The following is a 24,274-nucleotide window of genomic DNA, read 5'->3' on the forward strand; positions in this document are numbered from 1 at the left end:
CTGTTGCGCGAGGCACAGCCGATTCTTACTGATGGTCATTTCGAGCGAAGCGCAGCGAAGCCGGGGAATCTTGCTTGCCAAGCGTCCGAAGATGTCTCCGCTCGGCTTCGCCTCGGTCGACATGACGGGAGACGTTACTGGCCGACGCCGGCGTCGGCGACGTCGGCGATGCGGGCGAGGGCGGCGCGCACCTTGAGCATGGAGGTGTACGTGCAGTAGATGTGCTTGGTCGCGTGCGGGCGGTTCGGATCGGGGCGTACGAACGTGGCGAGCGCGGCGTCGATGTCGGTGTCGACCGCGCCGACCGGCACCTGATCGTATTCGAGTCGCAGGGCCATGTCCCACGCGCGCACGCCGGAGACCTGTTTCACGCCCGTTTCACGCAGGCTGGTGAAGTCGACGTCCCATAGCCAGCTCATGTCGCGGCCGTCGGCGTATTCGTCGTTGATGACGATCATCGTGTCGGTGCCGGCGGTCGGCGGGAAGCTGGCGAGCGAGAGGCGGAACCCCATCGGGTTCTTGACGAGCAGCAGTTCGGTCGGCTGGCCGTTGACGTCGATGACCTCGCCGCGGCCGAACGCCGGAGTGACGCGGGAGACAGCCGCGAGCATGGCTTCGGGATCGGCACCGGTTTGCGCGAACGTGTGCAGGCGGTCGGCGAACCCGGCGGCCGTCTTACCGGTCGGACGGACGAAGCGACCGGCATCGGCCACGACCGCGCGCACGACGGCGAGCGCGGCCGCCGCGTTATACAGGTTGTAGACTCCTTCGAGCTTCACGGAGGTGGTGCGGGGCTGCGTTTCGCCGGCGATGAGGAAGTCGGCCTCGTGGTCGCCCACTCGGGTGAGCGTCACGTCGGCGGGGAGCGGTCGCTCATGGGGATCGTCGTCGGGCATAGGAGAATGGTCCGTGGCACTGTCGTCGGGGATGGAACCGCCTGTCTCTCCCCCAGTCAGCTGCGCCGACAACTCCCTCATCCGAGAGGGCCGAGAAGGGGAATCCTCTTCCACCGCGACGGTCGTCGCCATGTCGTCGTCGGACGGGAAGAACGATCGCAGGTCGTCGCTCAAGCCGAAATAACGCACGTTCGCACCCGGTTCACGCACCAGCTCGGCCAGTCGTGCGATGCGCGGGTCCTCGCGGTTGAGTACCACCGTGCCGGTCGTCGCCTCGGCCACATGACCGAGCAGCCGCGCGGTATTGTCGATCTCACCGAACCGGTCGAGCTGATCGCGCATCACGTTGAGCAGCAGCGCGTACCGCGGTCGCACCTGCCGCACGAAATGCACGGCGTACGCCTCGTCCAGCTCGAGCACGGCGATGTCGGCGTCCAGCCGGCCGCCGAGCGTCACGCGTTCCAGCAGCGCGGAGACGACACCGCGCGTGAAGTTCGATCCGGTCGGGTTCGTGAACACGCGCAATCCCAGATCGGACAGCATCGATGCGACCATGCGCGTGGTCGTCGTCTTGCCGTTCGTGCCGGAAACGAGCACCACGCCGAGCGGCAGTTGCGCCAATGTGCGCGCAAGGAATCCAGGATCGATCCGCTCGGCGATCCTGCCGGGAAACGCGGAACCGCCGTGCCTGGTCACGCGGGCGGCAGCGCGCACGAGCTTGCCGATCGCCGGCGTCGCGAAGGAATTCCAGACCATCGATCACACCCCCTGGTTGTTGTAGTCCTGCGGCATGTTGTTGAAGCGCGAACGGTCGCCCTGGAACACCAGGTGGAATGTTTCGGTCGGACCGTTGCGGTGCTTCGCCATGATGATGTCCGCCTCGCCGGGCCGATCCTCCTTGTCGTAGAAGTCCGGGCGATGCACGAGGAACACCACGTCGGCGTCCTGTTCGATCGAGCCGGATTCACGCAGGTCGGACAGCTGCGGCTTCTTGTCGTTACGCATTTCCGGGCCACGGTTGAGCTGCGAAAGCGCCACGACCGGCACCTCGAGCTCCTTGGCGAGCAGCTTCAACGCACGCGAGAACTCGGACACCTCTTGCTGTCGGCTTTCCACATGCTTGCCGGAGGTCATGAGCTGCAGGTAGTCGATCACGACAAGCTTCAGGTCGTTGGTCTGCTTGAGTCGGCGGCATTTCGCGCGGATCTCCATGAGGGACATGTTCGGCGAGTCGTCGATGAACAGCGGCGCGTCCTGCATGCGCGCCCAGAAATTGTTGAGTTGCGTCCAGCGGTCGGAGGTCAGGTTCTCGGCATCCGCGCGACGCAGCACGACGAGGGGGATGCCGGTTTCGGCGGAGATGATGCGCTGCGCGAGTTCCACCTTGCTCATCTCCAGGCTGAAGACCACGGTGGTCAGGCCGTGCTTGAGCGCGGCGGCACGCGCGAAATCGATGCCGAGCGTGGACTTGCCCATCGCGGGTCGGCCGGCGACGACGATCATCTGGCCGGGCTGCAGGCCCTGCGTCACGTCGTCGATGTCGGTGAATCCGGTCGGCACGCCCTTCTCCATCTGGCCGTTCTGCAGTTTGTCGAGCTGCTCGAGCGTCTCCTGCACGACCGGGCCGATCGCGGAGTAGTCCTGCCGCACCTTGCCCACGCTCATCTCGTAGACTTCGGCCTGTGCGAGGTTCACCACGTCCTCGGCCTGCGATCCTTCCGCCGAATAGCCGAGCTGCGCGATCTTGGTGCCGGCCGCGATCACGTTGCGCAGCACCGCGCGCTGGTGCACGATGTCGGCGTAGTACGTGGCGTTCGCGGCGGTCGGCACGGAGGCGACGAGACTGTGCAGATAGTCCGCGCCGCCGACCTTCTCGAGGTTGCCTTCCGCGAGCAGCTTGTTCGCCACGAGCACCACGTCGACCGGCTGCGACGCGGAGAACAGGCCGATGATCGCGTCGTAGATCGTCTGGTGCTTCGGCTGGTAGAAGTCGGTCACGTCGATCATCTGCGAGACTTCGCCGATGGCGTCCTTGCTCATCAGCATGCCGCCGAGCACGGCCATCTCCGCGTCGTCGTCGTGCGGCGGCACGCGGTCGAACAGCGCGTCGCGCACCGGTGCGGCATTGCCGCTGCCGCCGGTGCCGTTGCCCTCTCCGCCGCGCCGTTCCTGCGCGCGCGTTTCATCCCAAGTAGTTCCGTCTGCCATAGTCACCGAGTATAGAGCGCCCTCAGCATCCTTGCGCCGTTCCTGCGCGCGGCGTCTCGCCCGTTCTGCTTGCGGCCGCGCATATCCCCGTAGCACGGTCGCAAGCGCGGGCCAAGTGCCGTCACGCCGCGGTCGGGCGCGGCTCGAATCCGGTGCGTTCGGCGATCACCCGGATCGCGCGCGCGTCACGCTCGGCGAACGTGCGGTCGTCCAGCATGACGACCCGGTCCGCATACGGCGATTCGCCGAGCACCTTCATCAGCGTCTCGTGGAACTTGTACCGGTCTGACGCCCACTGCATCGCGCGGAACCCGTCGTCCACGTACTCGGTGACGGGCGGGATCACGAGCACCAGATCGGGGCGTTCCTGGCGGATCACCATGTCGAACGTCGAGTCGAGCCGTGCGGCCTCCTCGGGCGGCAGGTAGCGTTCCACATAGGTTTTGGTGACCATCGCGTCGGTGTCGAGGAAGACGATGCCGTGGTTCGCATCTGAGGCGAGCGCCTGCTCGTTCTGCGCGAATTTGCTCAGGATGAGCCGCTGGTAGTCGAACGCGGTGAGCTCGTCGTCGTCCACGTTGCAGGCCTCTTCGAACTCGCGCGCGTATTCGACGGCGATCGGCGCGTCGAACAGTTTCGACAGCCGCGTGACCATCGTGGTCTTGCCGACCGACGCACTGCCGACGACGAGCACGACGGTCGTGAACTCGCGGCGGAACGTGTGGTTGATGACCGGCCAGTACTTGCGATCGTGCGGCGCGGCGCAGATCGTGCGCTGCAGTTCGTCGGAAGCCGGGACGAAGTCGCCGACCGACCAGTGTTCGTTGCCGTCCCACGCGTTGCGCAGGGTGCGGTCGACGGCGGTGATGTCGGTGATGACCGTGAACGTGGGATGCGCGGCGAGTGATGCCGGGGAGACGGCCGAGCGTGCGACGTCCTTGAGCTGCTTGATCCATGCGGGCGCGTCCGCGGCGGTGTCGGCGTCGGCCCAGATGAGTTTCTTCGGGCTGATGGCCGGATCGTCGTTGAACGCCTCGCGCAGGTAGCGCAAGCGGTTGCGCGCGCTCAGGCCGGTCAGCGAGTCGAGGCCGATGCCGTCGGCCGGATCGGGGCGCGAGGCGAGTACGAGGATCACGCCGTCGTAGGTCGACGCGAGCGAGTAGATGCGCTGCTCGAGGCCGGCGTGCAGCGGACTGAACCGGCTGACGACGACCGCGAAACGCGAGCCGGTCAGCGGCGCGGTGGTGAGGTTGCAGCTGGGCATCGCGGGTCAGGCCTTCACGGCGGCCGGCTGGGCGGCGTTGGCGGCGGTCTTCGCGGCGGCCTCGGAGATCACGCTGTCCTTGTGGAACCACACCCACGTGCCGTAGAAGCCGTTGACGAGCATGACGACCTGCAGCACGAACATCGACATCGCACCCGGGCCGCCGGCGGCGAGCTGGTTCCACCAGATGACGACCTTGATGACGTCGAGCAGCAGCCACGCGATCCACTGCGAACGATAGCCGTAGGTCATCAGCACCTGGCCGATGATGCCGAGCGGCAGCAGCGTGCCGTCGAGCCAGATCTGCACGCCGCCGGTCGCGTGCGACGTGAACACGACGATCAGGTAGACGGCGACGGTGAACACGATCGCAAGCAGGCCCTGCCACCAGGTGATGTTGCGGGCCTTGACCTCGGCCGAGCCGACCGATTCGCTCTTGCCGTCCGCGGGCGTGTCCGCGTTGCGCTGGCGGTCGAGCTGACGCTGCCAGACGTACACGCCGACGAACTGCATGACAACGTAGAAGATCTGGGAGAAGATGTCGCCGACGAGGTGGTTCATGACGGCGACCCACAGCCACGTCGCGCAGCCGAGGAAGCCCCACAGATAGTTGGTCAGGCGGCCACGGTCGACGAGGATGAGGTTGAAGACGATGCAGATGCCGGAGATCAGGCCGATCCAGTCGGCGGCGGTGTACGAGCCGGCGAAGATGAAGGAGATGATCTGCGCGAGCAGCATCGCACCGATCAGCGTGAATTCGCCCGGCTTGAAGTCCAGCAGTTCGCGCACGACGCGCCGGGGGTCGACGGCGTTCCTGACGCCGTTCATAAGATCGTTCATGAGAACCTCTCTCGTAGTATGTTCCGCGGCTGTCCGTCCGTTGATCGTCGGTCAATCGGCGCGCGGCATCACATCTGTCAGGGATACGGTACAACGAGATATAGTCACTACGACTATTAGTGGTTCGATGGGCGGACGCACGCTGCGGCCGCAACGCGTGCAACGTAGTCGTCACCGTGCGTTCATGCCGGCTTTTCCGGTGCGACACGCACGGATTGTGCAATGTGGATAAGAAAAATGAGTTATCCACATTTCGAGGATAACCGTGTGCATAATCCACAGAGTTATCCACATATTGGGGATAACTCTGTGGATAACATGGGGATAAGCCGTGGATAACCCATTGTGGATGGACAGTCGATTTGTCTCCCGCCGTATGATGTGATATAAGCCACATCCATCGTCAGCAGACGCGACCACGCCTGCATGGGCCCGTCCGGATCGACGCCGTTCATACGCATGCGTGCCATAGCGCCATACCGCTGAGTACGGTAAAGCCATATGACCATCACGAACCGAAATGACGGACAGGCATCCCGCGCATCCGCAGGCCGGCAGATCCTCGCGCTGGCGGTGCCCACGTTCGGCCAGCTCATCGCCGAACCGGCGTTCGTGCTCATCGATACGGCCATCGTCGGGCATATCGGCGACGCGGCGCTTGCCGGACTTTCAGTCGGTTCGACCATTGTGCTCACCACGGTCGGCCTGTGCGTGTTTCTGGCGTACGGCACCACGTCGCAGGTGGCGCGGCTGATCGGCGCGGGACGGCGACGCGAGGGACTCGAAGCCGGCATCGACGGGTTATGGCTGGCGTTGGGAATCGGAACGATCGTCTCCGCCACGCTGTTCGTCACGGCCGAACCATTGTGCGCCGCGATGGGTGCGCGCGGGGCGGTGCTGGAAAACGCGGTCGACTACCTGCGGGCGGTGGTCTTCGGCCTGCCGGGCATGCTGCTCGTGTATGCGGCGAACGGGATTTTTCGCGGGTTGCGCAAGGTACGGATCACGCTGATCGCGGCGGCGGGCGGCGCGGCGGCGAATACCGTGCTCGACGTGCTGTTCGTATTCGGGTTCCGTTGGGGCGTCACGGGGTCGGGCGCGGCGACGTTGATCGCGCAATGGCTCATGGGCCTGTTTCTTGTCGTGCCGGCGCTGCTGTGGGCGCGGGCGGACGGCGCGAGTTGGCGGCCGCGGCTGGCCGGCATCATGCATACGGCGAGCGACGGCGTGCCGCTGTTCGTGCGTACGTTGGCATTGCGCGTCTCGATGGTGGGCACGGTGGTGCTGGCCACGCATATGGGCGTGACCGTGCTGGCCGGCTACCAGGCCGTCAATTCGAGCTGGAACTTCGTGATCAACATGCTGGACGCGATCGGCATCGCAGGGCAGACGCTCGTCGCCACGGAACTGGGTGCCGGGCGGCGCGGCAACGCCCAGGCCATGACCCGTGTGGCGGGGCGCGCCGGAGCGTGGACCGGAGCGGTGCTCGGCGTCGGACTCGCAGTCATCGGGTCGGCCGCGGCTCCTCTGTTCTCCCCCACGCCCGATGTGCGGCACCTCATCGTGGTGGGCTGCATCGTGCTGGCCGTATTTCTGCCGCTCGGCGGTTGGATGTGGGCGCTCGACGGCATCCTCATCGGCGCGGGCGACTACCGGTATCTGGCGGTCGGCTGCACGGTGACCACCGCGATATATCTGCCGGCTCTGGCTGCCGTCAATGCGCTCGACGGCTGGCTCATCACTGGCGACACCGCACGGATGGCCGTGCTGTGGGTCATCATCAACGTGCTGTTCGTCGGCGTACGGGCCGCGTTCAACGGCGCGCGAATCCGCACCGACCGTTGGATGCGTTGACAACGCTGGCGGAATCGCCCGCCGTCGCCTCTCACATGTGGTACCGCGTGGCGTTGTACATGGCCCGCACCAGCGATTCGCGCCATTTCGACCACCCGTACTGCTTGGTGATCTGCTCGCCCGCCGTCGCGCCCAGCGACGACCCATCCGCACGGGTCAGATCGAAGAGCATGTCCAACAGCATCAGGTCATGGTCGAGCCGCCCAGCCAGTTCATCCCCCACAGACGGGTCCGAGGGGTTGCGCCCGGTCGCGAATTCCGACAGCGTCAGATGCTCGCGCACCAACACGGTGGCCCAGCGCACCACGTCACGGTCAAACCCCATGCGCTTCAAAATCACCGGCACATGCTTCGCACCTTCCGCCGCATGATCGGTCACGAACGGCCGTTTGCCGATGTCGTGCAGCAGACCGGCCAGCAGCAACGCCGTGTAATGCGCGTCGTCGTACCGCTCCCCGGAAGCCGCCGCCGACTCGCGCCCGAGCCGCGTCACCACCTCGACGCTGTGCCGGTCGATGGTGTACCGGTGCGCCGCCGACGCGCTCGGCCGGTTGCGAATGCCCAGCCACTCCGGAATCCAACGTCCCGGAATATCCACGAAGTCGAGTTCGTCCCACACGTCGAGCAGCGCCGGCCCGGATGCCAGCAGCCGCACGAACAGGTCACGCGCCTCCCCGCTCCACACCGAATCACGGATCGGGCAACGCCGCAGGTTCGTGAGCGTGGCCGGATTGATCGGCAGCTCGAACTCGGCCGCGGCGGTCGCAACCCGCAGCGCCAACGTCGCGTCGCGCGACGGATCCACGCCGGGAGCCAGCACCACTTCGCGCTCGTGCGAGACCACCCCCGGCGCCAGCACCTCGAATGTCGGCGCCTCGCGCTTGCCGCCAGCCCGCGGGTTCATCATCTGGAAGAACGAGAACCGCGGCTTCTCGTGCGTCAGCGAATGTTCGGCGCGCGAGGCCGTCGAATCGAGCGAGAACGCGATCGTGCGCCCGATGCGCGCCAGTCGCGTCTGCAAGTCCTCGATGGATTTCGCCTCGCGCTCGCCTTCGGGCAGGGTCGGGTCCGCGAAGCCGAGCATGGCCGCGACCTTGGCCTGGTATGGCGGCAACAGCAGGTTCGTGTCTTTGTTCGCGACCAAGTGGATGCAGTCGCGCACGTCGAGCAGTGCCTCGACCGCCTCGTCGTACGCGCCGTGCGGCCGGTCCGCGAGCCACGACGCGGCGAGCGCGGAGACGAGCACCGAATCGCGCAGTCCGCCGCGCGTCTCCTTGATGTCCGGCTGGTTTAGATACGGCAGCCGCCCGAACTCGTTCAGTCGTTTTTCGGCGGATTCGAGCAGTTCCGGCAGACGTTTGCGCGCGGCCTTGCGCCAGCGTTCGAGAATCGACGCGGCCGTGGCGTCGATCAGCCCCGTGTCGCCGGCGAGCGGCAGCACGTCGAGCCATCCCATCGCCGCCGGCAGATCCTTGTCGGTGACGGCTTCGCACTGTTGCCGCGTGCGCACGGAATGGTCGAGGTCGAGTCCGGAATCCCACATCGGATACCAGATCTTGTTGGCGAGTTCGTTGAGTTGTTGATCGTTGACCGCGTGCGGTTCGTAGATGATGACGAGATCGATGTCGGACGACGGGCCGATCTGCCCGCGCGCGAGCGAACCGACCGCGGCCAGGCCGATGCCGGTTGACGGCACGTCGAACGAGACGCCGGCGGTCGCCTCGGCCCACAGTTGCCGCAGCGCGCCGACCGCGAGCTCGGTGCGGGCCGCGCGTTTGGCCGCGCCATTGCGGTAGATGCCGTCGCCGTCGGGCTGGCTGAGATCCATGAACCGTGCTTTGAGTTTGTCGACCGCCGAAGTCATATACATTCCTCTCGACTCCCCGAGATGAGGGAGATAAGTACGAAACGAAAAATCCCCGCACGGCGTAACGCTGCGTGCGGGGATCTGTCTTACTGATGCCCGAACCGGCCACCCGGCACAAGGCCGAACGCGCGGCTCGGGAGTCTGTTAGATCGCGGCGGAACCGGTCTCGCCGGTACGCACGCGGGTCACGGAGTCGAGCGGCGCAACCCAGACCTTGCCGTCGCCGATCGTGCCGGAGCCGGCGGACTTGACGATCACGTCAACCAGGGTCTCGGCGTCGGCGTCGTCCGAGAGGACTTCGATGCGGATCTTCGGAATCAGGTCCACGGTGTATTCGGCGCCGCGGTAGACCTCGGTGTGGCCGCGCTGACGGCCGTAGCCGTTGGCTTCGGAGACGGTCAGGCCGTGCACGCCGGCAGCGGCGAGCGCCTCCTTGACATCGTCGAGCTTATGGGGCTGGATGATAGCGGTGATGAGCTTCATCTCACCTCACCTCCTTGAGAACAGAGCTGGCAGTTCCAGCAAAATCGTACGCGCGTTCGCCCTGATCGGCGAGATCGATTCCACCGACCTCCTGGGCTTCGGTGACGCGCCAGCCGACGGTCTTCTCGAGCGCGAACGCGATGATCGCGGTGATCACGCCGGAGTAGAGGATCGCGACGAGCGCGATGACGATCTGCACGACGAGCTGCTTCCAGTCGCCGCCGGCCAGCAGACCGGTGCCTTCGCCGAAAAAGCCGATGAGGACGGTGCCGGTCAGACCGCCGACGCCGTGCACGCCGACCACGTCAAGCGAGTCGTCGTAGCCGAACTTGAACTTGAGGCCGCAGGCGAGGCAGGTCAGAATGCCGACGATCGCGCCGAGCACGATGGCCCACAGCGGGGAGACGACATCGGCGGCCGGGGTGATGCCGACGAGGCCGGCGACCATACCGGAGGCCGCACCCATCGCGGTGTAGTGGCCGGTGCGGATCTTCTCGGTGAAGCCCCAGGAGAGCATGGCGGCCGCGGCGGCAGCGGTGGTGGAGACCCAGGCGTAGCCGGCGGTGCCGTTCGCACCGAACGCGGAACCGGCGTTGAAGCCGAACCAGCCGAACCACAGCAGGAACGCGCCGAGCATGACGAACGGGACGTTGTGCGGACGGATCGGGGTGACGCCGAAGCCCTTGCGCTTGCCGATGATGAGGACGATGATCAGCGCGGCGACTGCGGCGTTGATGTGGACGACGGTACCGCCTGCGAAGTCGTGCGCGGCTGCGCCGATGGCCTGCGAGATCGCGCCGTCACCGGAGAGCAGACCGTGGTTCCAGACCATGTGCGCCATCGGCGCGTAGTCGAACGTGATCCACAGGGCGACGAAGATCATCCACGTGCTGTACTTGACGCGCTCGGCGATCGCGCCGCAGATCAGGCCCACGGTGATCATCGCGAACGTGGTCTGGAAGGCGACGTCGATGCTGCCCGGGTAGTTGCCGTCGGTGTTGGCGGCGGTGAAGACGCCGTCCTGCGCGACCATCGAATCCTTGAGCAGGAAACCGGTGGCCGGGTCACCGAAGATGCCGCCGATCGAGGTGCCGGCGTACGCGATCGACCAGCCCCACAGTGTCCAGATGATCGCGGTGACCGACAGCGCGGCGGCCTCCAGCATCAGCATGTTCAGTACGGCCTTGGCACGAACCATGCCGCCATAGAAGAACGCCACACCAGGCGTCATGAGGAAAACCAAGGACGCGGATGTCAACATCCATGCAGCATTTCCAGTGTCCATGTCAACCTCCCTCTCTTTCGTCTTGTCCGCCAGCCCGTTGCACGAACCGAGCGGCCGGGTAACTCTTTTCGCTCCTTTGTGGGGAGCTCACATGACGGTATGGAACGCCGCGCGTGTTGTGAACAGGTTACGGAACGTTACGCGCATGTAAAACGAGGAGGTGCCGGACTGGACGGATTGTGGTTCGCGGACGACGCCGCGGAGGAGACCGCGCGGTATGACAAAGGTATGCAGGACGGCGGATTCGCGCGGTTTTGCCGTGCGACATTGCACGGACGACGACGATGTTACGAACAAACGTCCGCACCCGATTTCGCAAGGTGCGGACGTTTCACTGTACGGACGTTTACCTTTCTCGGCTCCCTCGGTTGAGGGAGCTGGCAGCCGAAGGCTGACTGAGGGAGCGTACACACTTCGACCTTCGTAGCTGCGGAACGCGAAAGGTGTGACGCTCCCTCAGTCTCGCTACGCGCGACAGCTCCCTCAACCGAGGAAGCCAAGGCCGGCCTTACGCCAGAATGCCGTCGACGAAGCCTTCGGGGTCGAACGGCGCGAGGTCGTCGGGGCCTTCGCCCAAGCCCACAAGCTTGACCGGAACTCCGAGCTCCTTCTGCACGGAGATCACGATGCCCCCCTTGGCCGAACCATCAAGCTTGGAGAGCACGACGCCGGTGATGCCGATCGCCTCGGCGAACACCTTGGCCTGCGTCATGCCGTTCTGGCCGGTGGTCGCATCGAGCACGAGCAGCACCTCGTCCACAGGCAGGTTCTTCTCGGTCACGCGCCGGATCTTGCCCAGCTCGTCCATCAGGTTGGCCTTGTTCTGCAAACGCCCGGCCGTGTCGATGATGAGCACATCGGCGCCCATCTCCTTGGCCTTCGCGCTCGCCTCGAACGCGACGGACGCCGGATCCGCGCCGTCCTTGTCGGAGCGCACGACCGGCACGTTCACCTTCGCGCCCCACGTTTCGAGCTGGTCGGCCGCGGCCGCGCGGAACGTGTCGGCGGCGCCCATCACGACCTGCTTGTGCTCGGAGACGAACAGTCGCGCGAGCTTGCCGGCGGTCGTGGTCTTGCCGGTGCCGTTGACGCCGACCATGATGATGACGGATGGCTTGTTCGCGCCGTCCTTGTTCGCGTTGAGTCGACGGTCGGTATCGCGGCCGACGAGATCGAGCAGCTTCTCACGCAGGCTGGCACGGACTTCCGCCGCGTCGGCCTTGCCGGTGATGCGGGCGTCCTTGCGCAGCTCGTCGACCAGCTGTTCGCTGGCCTCCGCGCCGACATCGGCGAGCAGCAACGTATCCTCGACGTCCTCCCAGTCGGATTCGGACAGGTTGTCTTTGGTGAGGATCGCGAACAGCGCCTTGCCGAACGGATTCGCGCTATTGGCGAGCTTGGCCTTGAGTCGCTGGATGCGCGAGCCGGCCGTTTCCGGAGTTTCCACGGGCTTCGGCGCGGCGGCGGGGGCAGCGGCCGGCTCTGAGGTTTGAGCGAGTTCCGTCTGTACGGATTTCTCGACTACGGCTTCGCCTTCGCTCGAGGCGTCGGAGGACTGAGCGGCCGCTTGAGCACTCTCCGCCGCAGCGGCCTGCGCCTTGCGCTCCTCGGCTTCCTCGGCCGCGATCCGCGCATCCGCACGGGCCTTGGCCTCGTCTTCGGCACGCTTGAGCGCGGCCTTGCGCGAGCGGTCGTTCCACACGCCCCACGCGATCAACAACACGGCGATGGCCACCACGGCCACAATGCCGATAATCACATTCGTATCCATACCCCCAGCCTAAAAACCGCAACGGACAGCCAAAATCCCACGCTCCCGCCCCAATCCGCCGCCCGGCTAGACTGGGGCATTATGGGAAATACGTCACGCATGACATCACTCCAGCGCCGCGAACAGCTCATCCAGGTCGGGCGCGCGCTGTTCGCCGCGAAGGGGTTCGAAGCGGTGAGCGTGGAGGAGATCGCCGCGACCGCGAAGGTGAGCAAGCCGATCGTCTACGAGCATTTCGGCGGCAAGGAAGGCCTGTACGCGGTGATCGTCGACCGCGAGATGCAAACGTTGACCAGCACGATCACGGCCACGCTCACCGATCCGGACGCGCATCCGCGGCAGATCGTCGAACGTGCGGCGCTCGCGCTGCTCACGTACATCGAACAGAACGCGGACGGCTTTCAGGTCCTCGTGCGCGACTCGCCGAGCACCGATCCGGCCGGCTCGTTCAGCTCGCTGCTCGGCGACATCTCGCTGCAGGTCGAGGACCTGCTCACCGCATCGTTCAAACGGCAGAAGCTGTCGACCAAGGGCGTGCCGTACTACGCGCAGATGCTCGTCGGCATGATCGTCTTCACCGGCCAGTACTGGGCCGACCGGCCAAAAGTCAGCAAGGAGCAGCTCGCCGCATACATCGTCGATCTCGCATGGCACGGCCTGTCGCGGCTCGACTCCAAGCCGGCGCTGCGGTTCGAGGGCAAACGCGCGCGCAATCATCGTGAGGACAACGAACCGAGACCGGCCGCGGCCCAGACCACGGACGGTTCCGCCGAACGGCAATCGACCGCACGATCCGATCAGTCGCAGGTCTCGTCCGATATCAGCCAAACCGCGGAATAAACCCGACGCATCCCTCTCATCGCCCATCCGATCAGGCCAGGCGCCATCCGCATGGCACCGCGTGGCGGTTTTCGCTCACTCGGCCCATCCTCAGCGAGACATTTCCGCCACGCGGATACCTGCGTGGCGGTTTTCGCTCGCTGACATAACCCTCAGCGAGACATTTCCGCCACGAGACCCGACTGTTCATGCCGCGGAATGTGCAGATCGGCCTGAAGTCTAGCGTCAGATAAGACGCTAGTGCTAGCTTGGGGTAAGCAACAACCGGCAGCGAGGGACAACCCCGAGGAGACCATGAACCAGAACGCGACCACACTGACCTTCATCGTGCCCGCATACAACATGGAGGAATACCTCGAGCGCTGCGTCACGTCGCTGCTGCAGGCAAGTGACACGAGCGACATCGAGGTGCTCATCGTCGACGACGGCTCGCATGACTCGACCCCGGCGCTGGCCGACGCATACGCGCGCCGCTGGCCCGCGAACGTCCGTGCGATCCACCAGCCGAACAAGGGCCACGGCGGCGCGGTCAACACCGGCATTGCGAACGCCCGCGGCACGTACGTCAAGGTCGTGGACGCGGACGACTGGATCGACTCGCAGTCGATCGACACGATGATGGACACGCTGCGCTCGCAATGCGCATCGGACAGCCCGGTCGACATGGTCGTGTCGAACTACGTCTATGACAAGGTCGGCAAGCGCCGCCTGCACACGGTCAACTTCCGTCATGCGATGCGCGCCGGCGAAATCCTCACATGGGACGACCTGGGCCACTTCGGCCTCGCCGAGTACATCCTCATGCATGCGCTCACGTTCCGCACCGAAGTCGTGCGCGAGTCCGGCATGGTGCTGCCCGAGCACACGTTCTACGTCGATTTCATCTACGCGTACCAGCCGTTCACCAAGGTGCGCACGATGATGTACCTCGACATGCCGTACTATCACTACTTCATCGGCCGCGAGGGCCAGTCGGTGCAGACCGACGTGATGATCCGCCGCGTCGACCAGCTGATTCTGGTGAACGAGCGCATGGTCGCAGCGACGCCGGAGCCGGGCACCGTGCCGGACGGGCTGTACAAGTACATGATCCACTTCCTCACGATCGAAAGCTGCGTGACGTCGGTGTTCCTGATCCTGTCGCGTGACCCGGAGAACTACGAGAAGAAGAAGCGCATGTGGGCGGCGATCGAGGCGCATTCGCCGGCGATCGCGCATGATGTGCGACGCAAGGTGATGGCGCGGGCGATCAACCTGCGCGGTCCGGTAGGCCGATGGCTGATCCGTCACGGTTACGTGATCGCCGAACGCGTCGTCGGCTTCAACTGATCGGGAGTTGCGCGGAGCAGTGACGGTTCGGTGGCGGTTTGCGCTTGCTGAGGGTATGGTGAGCGGGAGAAAATCGCCACTACTGTTTGCTGCGAGGAGTCATACGGATGCAATTCACCAGCGCGGGCACCACGGTGCTGTTCGATGAGGAGACGCTGCGGTTCGCGCTCCGTCGCGAGGATGCGGACGGCGACGTCGCGCAATGGTCGTGGCGGGACGGATCCATGCCGACGATCACTGGTCGGTTCGTTCACGATACAGCCGATGGTACCGCGGCCGGCGAGGACGCGTCGACCACCACCGCAGTCGGTGCGGCTGGCGATACGGCCGATGCCGCCGATGACACTGGCAAGGCAGCCGAAGAGCATACGTTTGCGTTTACCGATGCAGCCGAGATCACGCATGAGCTGCGCAAGACCGGCACCGGCGAGGGCGTGTTCAGCACGTATCGCGGCTTCACGGCTGACGCGACATCCGCGGCTGACACGACATCCGCGGCCGGCACGGACGGCGATACGACTTCCGGCAGCGAGGCGACAACGTTCGCGTTCGCGACGTATGTGTGGGTCGAACAGGTCTCCGGCGACGTGCGGTTCGAATGGATTCCGCTGGATGAGACCGGTTTCGAGGTGACGAAGCTGACGTGGCCGGGCGAGATGGCGTTCGATGCGCTGGACGAGCACGACGTCACGCTGATCACGCACCAGCAGGGCGTGCTGATTCCGAACACGTGGCCGGTTGCGGTCAGTTCGACGCACGGTGACATCGTATTCAAGGGACGGTTCGAAACGGCGGGCGGATACATGCCGTGGTATGCGCAGATCCGCGGCGGCAGCGATGCGAACCGCCCTGGTTATATCGCGATCTGCGAGACCCCGTGGAACGCCGGTTACGAGATCGAACATCCGGCGAACGGCGTTGATGACGGCACTGCGAACGATAGCGATACCGCAGCCGCCAATGGCACCACCGTTCCGACCGGCACAGCCAACAACGTTTCCGTCTCGCCCAGCAGCGGTTCCGTTCCGACCGGCACAGCCAACACTGTCATGTCGACCGAGGCGACAGCCGAGCGGAGACATTTGTCCACCGCCATCGGCACACGCATCGGCATGTGGTTCGAGCCGAGCTTGGGCCGCATGAGCTACCGTCGCATCGTGCGCTATCGCTTCCTCGATCACGCCGATCATACGTCCGTCGCGAAAACGTACCGCGCGTACGTCAACGAGCGCGGACGACTGCGTACGTTGGCCGAAAAGGCCGCGCGCAATCCGTCGGTCCGCGATCTGATCGGCTGCTCGTGGATGCACGTCGGCATCAAAACCGTCGTCCAGCCGGAATCGCGCTACTACGATCACGAGCATCCCGAACTGAACCAGCACGTGACATCGTTCGCAGCCCGTCGCAAGCAGCTCGACACCCTGCACGAACTCGGCGCGGGCAGGATCTACATGCACCTCGACGGCTGGGCCGAACCGGGCTACGACAACAGCCACCCGGACTATCTGCCCGCATGCGAGGAGGCCGGTGGCTGGGCCGGCATGAAGGCGCTCGTGGACGACTGTCACGCGCACGGCGATCTGTTCGGCACTCACGACCAGTACCGCGATTACTACTTCTCCGCGCCCACGTTCAACCGCAACAACGCGGTCCAGCTGACCGATGGCACGAATCCCGAGCAGTCGATCTGGGCGGGCGGCCACCAGACCTTCCTGTGCGCTGAGCTCGCGCCCGACTACGTTCGCAGGAACTTCGCCCAGATCGCCGCGAACGGCGTGAAGCTCGATTGCGCGTACCTCGACGTGTTCACCTGCAACGAAGGCGACGAATGCGCGAATCCCGAGCATCGCATGACACGCCGCGACTGCTACGTACGCCGCGCGGAATGCTTCGAGTACCTGCTTTCGCACGGCATCCTCTCCAGCTCCGAGGAGGTGTCGGACTGGGCCGTGCCGAGTCTCGTGTTCTGCCATTACGCGCCGTACGACTTCCAGATGCGCGACCCGTCCGCGCCGCGCCAGGGCGTGCCAGTGCCGCTGTACAACCTCGTGTACCACGACTGCGTGATCGAACCGTGGATGATGGAACGTGTGGCCGGCGGCGACGATTACATGCTGTACGCGCTCATCAACGGCGGCGCACCGTACCTGATCCGCGACGCTGCATACGTTGGTGTGGATGGCGACATGAGCCCCGAGCAGAAGGCGCAGGCCGAGAACGACATCGAGCGGTGCAATACGGTCGCCGCGCTGCACGAGAAGGTCGGCATGAGCGAGCTGATACGGCATGACTTCGTCGGCGGAGACCCGCTGGTGCAGCGTTCGACGTTTGCGGACGGCACGGTTGTCACCTGCGATTTCCACACGCAAACGTATGCGATACGCTGACCGGCAGCGTGAGTTCGCTGTCAGGCGAGCAGCGGACGGGAACCGGCATACCGATGGCCGTCCCTTGTATGCTCGTACCCATACGGATTCATACGAATCATGACCGATCCCGACGAAAGGAGCCATCATGACCAACAGCAACATCGACGTGTACGGCGCGGACTGGTGCGGCGACTGCAAGCGCGCGAAGGAGGCGCTCAACCGGTTCGGTGCGGCGTTCACCTGGCATGACATCGAGACCGAGGAAGGCGCGGCCGACCGCGCGGTCGAGATCAGCGGCCAGAAGCACATTCCGGTCGTACTGTACAGCGACGGCGCGTTCCAGGTCGAGCCGTCCGCGACCGACATCCAGTCCAAACTCAAGGAGCTTGGACTGATCGCCGAGTGACACGGCGGGCCAGGTCGGCAACGCGCGAGCAGACCCCGGCGGATCCCGGCGCCATCGGATCGTTAACGTTCTCATGAAATTCTCAGGGAATACACACGACACCCCAAAGTAAAGGGGTTTAACTATATATCAGGTCGCAAGGCCGATATAACTGAATCCCTTCTCTCTTCTTTCTCTTCTCTACAAGCCCGGCAATTTCGCTGGGCTTTCTCTTTTTTTGTCTCGCGCCTGCCAGCCACATCGGAACTGTTCGCCATGCGTTTTCCTGCTGCCCGGCGTCATGCGCCACGCCGACAGGTACGGGGATTCCGTGTACTGACAGCGTGTGCATACCCCGCCGTTTTCGGCGCGGCAGGGTTTAATGGAAGACCAGACGCACGGCCGACGCAGACGCCTGGCCGACCAGACGAACGACGACACGACGGGAGCGCACGATGGCGTATATCGAATTCGACCATGTGGTCAAGGAGTATCCTGCCGGCTCCTCGTCGATCCGCGCGCTGGACGAGGCGACGTTCACCGCCGACCAAGGCGAACTGACCGTCATCCTCGGGCAGTCCGGCGCAGGCAAGACCACGGCTCTCAACATCCTCGGCGGCATGGACACGGCCACGGACGGCCGCGTGATCGTCGGCGGACGAGACATCACCAGCCTGCGCAAACGCGACCTCATCACTTACCGTCGCAACGATATCGGTTTCGTGTTCCAGTTCTACAATCTCGTGCCGAACCTGACCGCGCTCGAAAACGTCGAGCTCGCCTCGCAGATCTGCCCCGACCATTTCGATCCGGCCGACACGCTGCGCAAGGTCGGGCTGGCCGATCGCCTCAACAACTTCCCCGCGCAACTGAGCGGCGGCGAACAGCAGCGCGTGTCGATCGCCCGTGCGATCGCGAAGAAACCGAAACTGCTGCTGTGCGACGAGCCGACCGGCGCGCTCGACTACGAGACCGGCAAGGAAGTGCTGCAACTGCTGCAGGACATCTGCGTGGCGGAAGGCATGACGGTCATGATCATCACGCACAATTCCGCGCTGGCGCCGATGGCACACAAGGTGATCCGCTTCCGTTCGGGGCGCGTGACCAGCGAGGATGTGAATCCCGCGCCGACGCCGATCAGCGAGATCGAATGGTGATCGCGATGACGAGACGACGGCAATACAGAGACGGATTCGGCAGGGACGCGGCACGGCGGATGCCGGATGACGGCGCGATCGAGCTGGAAGCGCAGCTTGACGGCGTCTCTGACGCCGATTCACCGTATGATTACGGCGGTTCGGCGGGCTATACCAGTGCAAAAGGGACACGCGGCCGGGGAATGTCGGCCGCGTTCGCGAAGGACACGCTACGCTGCTGGCTGCGCGGATGGCGACGATTCGTATCGATCGCGGTGATCTCGCTGCTCGGCGTGGCCGTGCTAACCGGCATCTATGCGGGCTGCCGCGACATGTTCCTCGCGGCCGACCGGTTCTACGACGCGCAGGGACTGCACGACATCCAGGTGATGTCGACGCTGGGACTGACCGACGACGACGTGGATGCACTGCGCGGCATCGACGGAGTGCTCGCCGTGCAGCCGGAACGCAGTCAGACCGGCACGGTCGCCGTGGACGGCACCGACAAGACCGTGACGATCAGCGAGATCGGCACGGACGGGATCGACCAGCCATCCCTGCAGAACGGGCGTATGCCGGCGAAAGCCGGCGAGATCGCGGTGACGAAGAAGTTCCTGATAGACAGCGGCATGGCGATCGGCGATACGCTGACCGTGACGCCAAGCACAACGAGCGATGCGGGAACGGATGACGGTGCCGTGGATGCCGACAGCGCATCCGACACATCCGGCGCATCCGATGCATCCGGCGAACAGTCACCGCAGTTCCCGACCAAACTGACGATCGTCGGCGAGGTACTTGACCCGAAGGACGTCAGCAACCCCGACGGCATCGGCAGCAAGGCATTCCGGCAGACGCTCGCCTCCGACTACACGTTCTTTGCACCGAGCGACGGCGTGACCGGCAACGTATACACCGCGATCAGCCTGACCGTGGAGGGGGCCGCCGCGCAGAACTCGTTCGGCAAACCGTACGACGCACTGGTGCGCGACGTGGCGAGCCGCATCACCGACACCGTGCAGACCGAACGACAGAAGGCCCGCCGCCAGCAGCTCATCGACGCCGCGCAGGCCAAGCTCGACAAGGCCAAGACCGACGCGCAACGCACGTTCGACGACGCCCAGCAGACCATCGACAAAAACCGTTCCGAACTGACGAGCGGCCGCGCTGAATACGAAAAGAACCGGCGCACGCTCGACGAGACCGAGACAAAGCTCAAGGACGGCGAGCAACAGGTTGCCGACGCGCGCCAGCAGATCAGCGATGCCCGCACACAGCTCGAGGACGGCCGCGCACAGATCAAGACATCGCAGACGCAACTCGACGACGCCAAGACGCAGCTGGCCGACGCGCGCAAGCAACTCGACACGGCACAAGCACAGTTGAACACCCAGCGCGAACCGATCGATCAAGGCATCGTCACAACCAATCAGGGCATCGCGAAAATCGACGACACGCTCGCCGCCAACGCCAGCATCGCCAAAGCCATCGACGCGCTGCCGGACGGATCATCCGATACGACCGGCACGACTGATACGGCCGGAACGGCCAAGTCGGTCGAATCGACCGAGGCGATCGGCACAACCGATACGCGCAACCGGACCGTCACACAAACCGACGCAAACACCGCCGAACAATGGTCGCGTATCCGCGCCGCGCTCGCGGCGATCGGCATCAACGTGTCCGAACAGCCCACAGCCGAAACCCTCGCCAACGCCACCGCACAGCTGAACACGCAGCGAACCACCCTGACCGCCCAACGCGAGCAGCTCGTCCGGCAACGAGATACCCTCAAATCCACACTGAACACGTCCATCGTCCCCGCGCAAACCCAGCTCGACCAGCGCAGCGCCCAACTGAGCGCGCAGGAGCGCGAAACCGCCGAAGCCGAAACGCAGCTCGCCGCCAAATCAGCCGAACTCGAAGCCAACGCCGCCAAGCTTGACGCGCAGTCCACGAAGCTCGACCAGCAGGAGCAAACGCTCAAGGACGGCCGCAAACAGCTTGAGGACGGCCGCAAGAAGCTCAAAGAGGCCGAAACCAAACTTGCTGACGGCGAGAAACAGCTCACTGAAGCACAACGCAAGCTCGAGCAGGGCAAGAAGGATGCGGACGCCGAGTTCGCCAAACAGCAGCAACGCGTCGATGGCATCGCACAGGCCCGTTGGTACGTGCAGACACGATCCGCGATCGGCGGATTCAGCGCGATCAAATCCGATCTGAGCTCGATCGAATCGATCGGACGCGCGTTCCCGGTCGTGTTCCTGCTCGTCGCCGTGCTCATGAGTCTGACCACGATGACGCGCATGGTCGAAGAGGAACGCGGGATGATCGGCACCTACGTTGGCCTCGGCTACGGCCCGGTCGCGATCTCGATGCGGTATGTCCTGTTCGCCGCACTCGCCTGCCTGATCGGCGGCGGGCTGGGCCTGATCGCCGGGTTCATTGGCATCCCCGCGTTCTTGTTGATCGTGTTGCAGGGACTGTACACCGTACCCGGCGTGCGGTTCGAATACGACTGGCTGTACGGGTCGGCGGGCATCGCACTGTTCGTGGTAGGCGTGGTCGCGGCCACGGCAGTCGCATGCGTGGGCGAACTGCGACTCACACCGGCCGAACTCATGCGGCCGAAGGCGCCACGAGCCGGTTCGCGCGTACTCCTGGAACGGGCCACGCCGGTGTGGAAACGTATGAAATTCCTCAACAAGATCACCGTGCGCAACCTCGTGCGGTTCAAATCGCGGCTCGTCATGACAGTCGGCGGCGTTGCCGGATGCACCGCGCTCATCGTATGCGGACTGGCGATCAGCGACACAGTGGATGCGCTGCCGAACACGCAGTATCGCGACATATACCGGTACGATCTCATGGTCGTGGCCGATCACAACGACGTGACGACGGTGCTCGACCGGTTGCGCAGCGACGGCGTGGTTGACGACTCGTCCACGTCTGTTGCGTTGGCAAGAGTCGAGAACGGCGAGATCACAACCGGCATGGACGAGACGGAGACTGTGCAGATCGTCACTGTGCCGAATACATTCGCGATGGACCGTATCGTCGATCTGCGCTCGGCTTCGGACGGTTCGCCGATCCGCGTGGAAACGTTCGAAAACGGGCGGGCGAACGGCGTGATCGTATCGCAGAGCGCGGCGAACGCGCTGGGCGTGAAAGCCGGAGACCTGATCACGCTCAAGAACGGCGAGGCGCAGCGCAAGCAGGTTCGCGTCGTGAACGTCAGCCGATCAGTGATCGGCGCGGACGTGTATGTGATGACCGCCGACTACCAGCGGTTCTTCGGCGGGAATACCGGAACCGGCGGCGATGCCGGAGACAATACCGGCACGGCCGATGATTCCGGCACTGCATCCGGTTCGACGCACGCCGGCACGACGGACGGTAACAGCGGATCCGCCAACGGCATGACCAATGCCGACTCGTCCGATGACGAGGAGACCGTGGTCGATGGCGTGGAACTGAACACGGTGTTCGCGCGGTATGACGGTTCCGACGACGACCAGATCGCCTATGCAGAACAGCTCGCCAAGGATGCGGACGTGCTGAGCGTCGCGAGCACGGCCGACCTGCGGCGCAGCTTCAGCTTCGAGCTCATGGGGGCCGTGGTGGCGCTCATCGTGGCATTGGCCGGAGGATTGGCACTTGTGGTGTTGTTCACGCTCGCGAACACGAACGTATCGGAACGCGTGCGCGAGATGGCCACACTCAAGGTGCTGGGCTTCTACGACCGCGAGGTACACCGGTACGTGAACCGCGAGATGATGATCCTGACCGTGATCGGCGTGATCATCGGACTACCGGTCGGACGGTGGATAGGCGGACTGCTCACGGCGGCACTCGCCATGCCCGGCATCTACTTCGAGGTGAGCGTGCGGTGGCAAAGCTACGCGATCGCCGCCGCGGTCACGCTCGTCTTCGCCCTGCTCGTGCAGTTCTTCACCAATCCCGTCCTTGACCGCATCGACCCTGCCGTCTCGCTCAAATCCGTAGAGTGACAGACAACCATCTCCAAAAAGTTCAACGAATTGAACTTTTTGGCGAAATGCTCACGATATTGTCACGTCGGATCATTGAACCGCCCCTGTTTTCGTAACATGCACGATGCTACAGTTTGAACCTGTTATTGAAAGCGCAGGTAGAACATGAGCAACACCCAGAGCGCCCGGCCAGATGGTTCATCATCCGACGGCAGGGGCACCCTCACATCAGTCGAGAGCCTCGACAAAGACAATCAGATGGCGCGCGGTCTGAACAACCGCCACGTCCAGTTCATCGCCATCGGCGGCACGATCGGCACCGGCCTGTTCCTCGGTTCCGGCAAGTCCATCGCGCTGACCGGGCCGAGCATCATCTTCGTATACATCGCGGTCGGCGTCATCATGTTCCTGCTCATGCGGGCCATCGGCGAACTCATGTACCGCGACCCGAGCCAGCACACGTTCATCAACTTCATCAAACGCTATCTCGGCAACGGCTGGGGCAAATTCGCCGGCTGGTCGTACTGGATCGTGCTCGTGCTCATCGGCATGAGCGAGATCACGGCCGTCTCCACATACTTCATCACATTCTTCGACACGTTCGGCATCAACCTGATCCACTGGAAATGGCTGATCGAGCTGTGCTTCCTCGCCGCGCTCGTCACGATCAACCTCATCGCCGTCAAGGCGTTCGGCGAAGCGGAGTTCTGGTTTTCGATGATCAAGATCACGCTGATCTGCGCGATGATCGCCACCGCCGTGGTCATGGTCGTGATCGGCTACCACTATGATGCCGTACAGATCACCGGACAGGACGCCGTCTCGCCGGGCGGTCATGCGGGCATCGACAACATCACGAACAACTTCTCGATCGCGCCGAACGGCTGGCTCGCGTTCCTCATGAGCTTCCAGATGGTGTTCTACGCGTACGAGATGATCGAGTTCGTGGGCGTCACCGTCTCCGAGACGCAGAACCCGCGCAAGGTGCTGCCGAAGGCCGTCAACGAGATCATCGTGCGCGTGCTCATCTTCTACGTGGGCGCACTGCTCGCGATCATGGCGATCGTGCCGTGGACCACGTTCAAGCCGAACGCGGACGGCTCGTTCGCCTCGCCGTTCATCATGGTGTTCCAGTATGCAGGCCTCAAGTGGGCGGCCGCGCTTGTGTTCTTCGTGGTGATCACCGCCGCGTCTTCAGCGTTGAACTCGCTGCTGTACTCGGCCGGACGCCATCTGTACCAGCTGGCGATCGAGTCCGAGTCGCCGACGTTCCAGAAGGTCGGCAAGGTGTCGAACCGTCAGGTGCCGGCACGCGCGATCCTCGTGTCCGCGGCACTGATCCTGCTGTCGCCGGTTATCAACGCGATCCCAGGCGTTTCCGGCGCGTTCGTGCTGTTCGCATCCGCATCGTCCGCCGTGATCATCTTCATCTACGTGCTCACGATGATCGCGCACCGCAAGTACCGTCGCTCGGCCGACTTCATCCCGGATGGGTTTGTGATGCCGGCGTGGAAGTTCACGAACACGCTCGCGATCACGTTCTTCGTGTTCGTGTATGCGACATTGTTCCTGGCCGACGACACGCGCGGCTCCGCGATCGCGGGTCTGGTGTGGCTGGCCGTGTTCGGCGGATACTGCGTGCTGCATGACCGGTTCATCAACCGCGACCTGAAGGAGTCCTTAGGACGATAGACTGCCGATAACGCATGTATGGTGCCCCGTCTGGTCATAACCGACCGGACGGGGCGCCGTCGT

Annotated in this window: 16 protein-coding genes; 8 read left to right on the forward strand and 8 right to left on the reverse strand. The window is 64.3% G+C overall.

The genetic code is table 11. The annotated features are described in order from the left end of the window. Positions 1 to 134 precede the first annotated feature (134 nt). From JS541_RS09070 to pnuC, 4 genes are all read right to left on the reverse strand, one after another. The gene (locus JS541_RS09070) at positions 135 to 1,652 is read right to left on the reverse strand and encodes a Mur ligase family protein (protein ID WP_214374139.1); all 1,518 of its coding nucleotides are present in this window, start codon (positions 1,650 to 1,652) and stop codon (positions 135 to 137) included. A gap of 3 nt (positions 1,653 to 1,655) precedes the next feature. Continuing rightward, positions 1,656 to 3,104 carry a replicative DNA helicase gene (gene dnaB / locus JS541_RS09075; RefSeq protein WP_214374140.1) on the reverse strand — a complete coding sequence of 483 codons (1,449 nt, stop codon included), beginning with the start codon at positions 3,102 to 3,104 and terminating at the stop codon, positions 1,656 to 1,658. A 121-nt stretch (positions 3,105 to 3,225) separates the two neighbouring features. Continuing rightward, on the reverse strand, positions 3,226 to 4,368 hold the full coding sequence (locus JS541_RS09080) for an AAA family ATPase (RefSeq protein WP_214374141.1): 1,143 nt from the start codon (positions 4,366 to 4,368) through the stop codon (positions 3,226 to 3,228). Positions 4,369 to 4,374: 6 nt separating this feature from the next. Beyond that, positions 4,375 to 5,208: a nicotinamide riboside transporter PnuC gene (pnuC, locus tag JS541_RS09085; RefSeq protein WP_240539308.1), complete on the reverse strand. Its 834-nt coding sequence runs from the start codon at positions 5,206 to 5,208 to the stop codon at positions 4,375 to 4,377. Positions 5,209 to 5,709: 501 nt separating this feature from the next. On the opposite strand from pnuC, the gene JS541_RS09090 reads away from it, so the two are divergent. Continuing rightward, the gene (locus JS541_RS09090) at positions 5,710 to 7,062 is read left to right on the forward strand and encodes an MATE family efflux transporter (protein WP_214374142.1); all 1,353 of its coding nucleotides are present in this window, start codon (positions 5,710 to 5,712) and stop codon (positions 7,060 to 7,062) included. A 31-nt stretch (positions 7,063 to 7,093) separates the two neighbouring features. Here the strand turns inward: JS541_RS09090 and JS541_RS09095 are convergent, their stop codons facing one another. From JS541_RS09095 to ftsY, 4 genes are all read right to left on the reverse strand, one after another. Then, the gene (locus JS541_RS09095; protein WP_214374143.1) at positions 7,094 to 8,926 is read right to left on the reverse strand and encodes a nucleotidyltransferase domain-containing protein; all 1,833 of its coding nucleotides are present in this window, start codon (positions 8,924 to 8,926) and stop codon (positions 7,094 to 7,096) included. 147 nt (positions 8,927 to 9,073) lie between these two features. Then, entirely contained in the window at positions 9,074 to 9,412 is a 339-nt protein-coding gene (locus JS541_RS09100; protein ID WP_152357965.1) for a P-II family nitrogen regulator, read from the reverse strand. 1 nt (position 9,413) lies between these two features. Next, entirely contained in the window at positions 9,414 to 10,697 is a 1,284-nt protein-coding gene (locus tag JS541_RS09105) for an ammonium transporter (protein ID WP_214374144.1), read from the reverse strand. 508 nt (positions 10,698 to 11,205) lie between these two features. Next, on the reverse strand, positions 11,206 to 12,468 hold the full coding sequence (ftsY, locus tag JS541_RS09110) for a signal recognition particle-docking protein FtsY (protein WP_214374145.1): 1,263 nt from the start codon (positions 12,466 to 12,468) through the stop codon (positions 11,206 to 11,208). Between the two features lie 99 nt (positions 12,469 to 12,567). Here ftsY and JS541_RS09115 point away from each other — a divergent pair, with 99 nt between their 5' ends. The 7 genes from JS541_RS09115 to JS541_RS09145 all read left to right on the forward strand — a co-directional run bounded on the left by JS541_RS09115 (position 12,568) and on the right by JS541_RS09145 (position 24,211). Beyond that, complete coding sequence (locus JS541_RS09115; RefSeq protein WP_214374146.1) at positions 12,568 to 13,308, forward strand: TetR/AcrR family transcriptional regulator; 741 nt, start codon at positions 12,568 to 12,570, stop codon at positions 13,306 to 13,308. 294 nt (positions 13,309 to 13,602) lie between these two features. Beyond that, the gene (locus tag JS541_RS09120) at positions 13,603 to 14,637 is read left to right on the forward strand and encodes a glycosyltransferase family A protein (RefSeq protein WP_214374147.1); all 1,035 of its coding nucleotides are present in this window, start codon (positions 13,603 to 13,605) and stop codon (positions 14,635 to 14,637) included. 107 nt (positions 14,638 to 14,744) lie between these two features. After that, positions 14,745 to 17,024 carry a DUF5696 domain-containing protein gene (locus tag JS541_RS14825; RefSeq protein WP_346428303.1) on the forward strand — a complete coding sequence of 760 codons (2,280 nt, stop codon included), beginning with the start codon at positions 14,745 to 14,747 and terminating at the stop codon, positions 17,022 to 17,024. A gap of 127 nt (positions 17,025 to 17,151) precedes the next feature. Then, a complete protein-coding gene (locus JS541_RS09130; RefSeq protein ID WP_214374148.1) occupies positions 17,152 to 17,412 on the forward strand; it encodes a mycoredoxin in 261 nt (86 codons plus the stop codon). 434 nt (positions 17,413 to 17,846) lie between these two features. Beyond that, positions 17,847 to 18,548 (forward strand): ABC transporter ATP-binding protein, encoded by a 702-nt coding sequence (locus JS541_RS09135; RefSeq protein ID WP_214374149.1) that lies wholly within the window; start codon positions 17,847 to 17,849, stop codon positions 18,546 to 18,548. 5 nt (positions 18,549 to 18,553) lie between these two features. Further along, a complete protein-coding gene (locus JS541_RS14830) occupies positions 18,554 to 22,537 on the forward strand; it encodes an FtsX-like permease family protein (protein ID WP_236036905.1) in 3,984 nt (1,327 codons plus the stop codon). Between the two features lie 147 nt (positions 22,538 to 22,684). Further along, positions 22,685 to 24,211, forward strand: a complete 1,527-nt coding sequence (locus JS541_RS09145; RefSeq protein WP_214374150.1) for an amino acid permease — start codon at positions 22,685 to 22,687, stop codon at positions 24,209 to 24,211. Positions 24,212 to 24,274: the final 63 nt, after the last annotated feature.

It is taken from the genome of Bifidobacterium sp. SO1 (genome assembly GCF_018555335.1).
In the GTDB taxonomy this organism is placed as follows: domain Bacteria; phylum Actinomycetota; class Actinomycetes; order Actinomycetales; family Bifidobacteriaceae; genus Bifidobacterium; species Bifidobacterium simiiventris.

What these genes read in the sequence shown, in the direction of transcription:
- JS541_RS09095 (WP_214374143.1), bottom strand. Translation starts at nt 8,926, where the DNA reads ATGACTTCGGCGGTCGACAAACTCAAAGCACGGTTCATGGATCTCAGC.
- JS541_RS09135 (WP_214374149.1), top strand. Translation starts at nt 17,847, where the DNA reads ATGGCGTATATCGAATTCGACCATGTGGTCAAGGAGTATCCTGCCGGC.
- JS541_RS09070 (WP_214374139.1), bottom strand. Translation starts at nt 1,652, where the DNA reads ATGGTCTGGAATTCCTTCGCGACGCCGGCGATCGGCAAGCTCGTGCGC.
- ftsY (WP_214374145.1), bottom strand. Translation starts at nt 12,468, where the DNA reads ATGGATACGAATGTGATTATCGGCATTGTGGCCGTGGTGGCCATCGCC.
- JS541_RS09145 (WP_214374150.1), top strand. Translation starts at nt 22,685, where the DNA reads ATGAGCAACACCCAGAGCGCCCGGCCAGATGGTTCATCATCCGACGGC.
- JS541_RS14830 (WP_236036905.1), top strand. Translation starts at nt 18,554, where the DNA reads ATGACGAGACGACGGCAATACAGAGACGGATTCGGCAGGGACGCGGCA.
- dnaB (WP_214374140.1), bottom strand. Translation starts at nt 3,104, where the DNA reads ATGGCAGACGGAACTACTTGGGATGAAACGCGCGCGCAGGAACGGCGC.
- JS541_RS09130 (WP_214374148.1), top strand. Translation starts at nt 17,152, where the DNA reads ATGACCAACAGCAACATCGACGTGTACGGCGCGGACTGGTGCGGCGAC.
- JS541_RS09090 (WP_214374142.1), top strand. Translation starts at nt 5,710, where the DNA reads ATGACCATCACGAACCGAAATGACGGACAGGCATCCCGCGCATCCGCA.
- pnuC (WP_240539308.1), bottom strand. Translation starts at nt 5,208, where the DNA reads ATGAACGATCTTATGAACGGCGTCAGGAACGCCGTCGACCCCCGGCGC.
- JS541_RS09080 (WP_214374141.1), bottom strand. Translation starts at nt 4,368, where the DNA reads ATGCCCAGCTGCAACCTCACCACCGCGCCGCTGACCGGCTCGCGTTTC.
- JS541_RS09120 (WP_214374147.1), top strand. Translation starts at nt 13,603, where the DNA reads ATGAACCAGAACGCGACCACACTGACCTTCATCGTGCCCGCATACAAC.
- JS541_RS14825 (WP_346428303.1), top strand. Translation starts at nt 14,745, where the DNA reads ATGCAATTCACCAGCGCGGGCACCACGGTGCTGTTCGATGAGGAGACG.
- JS541_RS09115 (WP_214374146.1), top strand. Translation starts at nt 12,568, where the DNA reads ATGACATCACTCCAGCGCCGCGAACAGCTCATCCAGGTCGGGCGCGCG.
- JS541_RS09105 (WP_214374144.1), bottom strand. Translation starts at nt 10,697, where the DNA reads ATGGACACTGGAAATGCTGCATGGATGTTGACATCCGCGTCCTTGGTT.
- JS541_RS09100 (WP_152357965.1), bottom strand. Translation starts at nt 9,412, where the DNA reads ATGAAGCTCATCACCGCTATCATCCAGCCCCATAAGCTCGACGATGTC.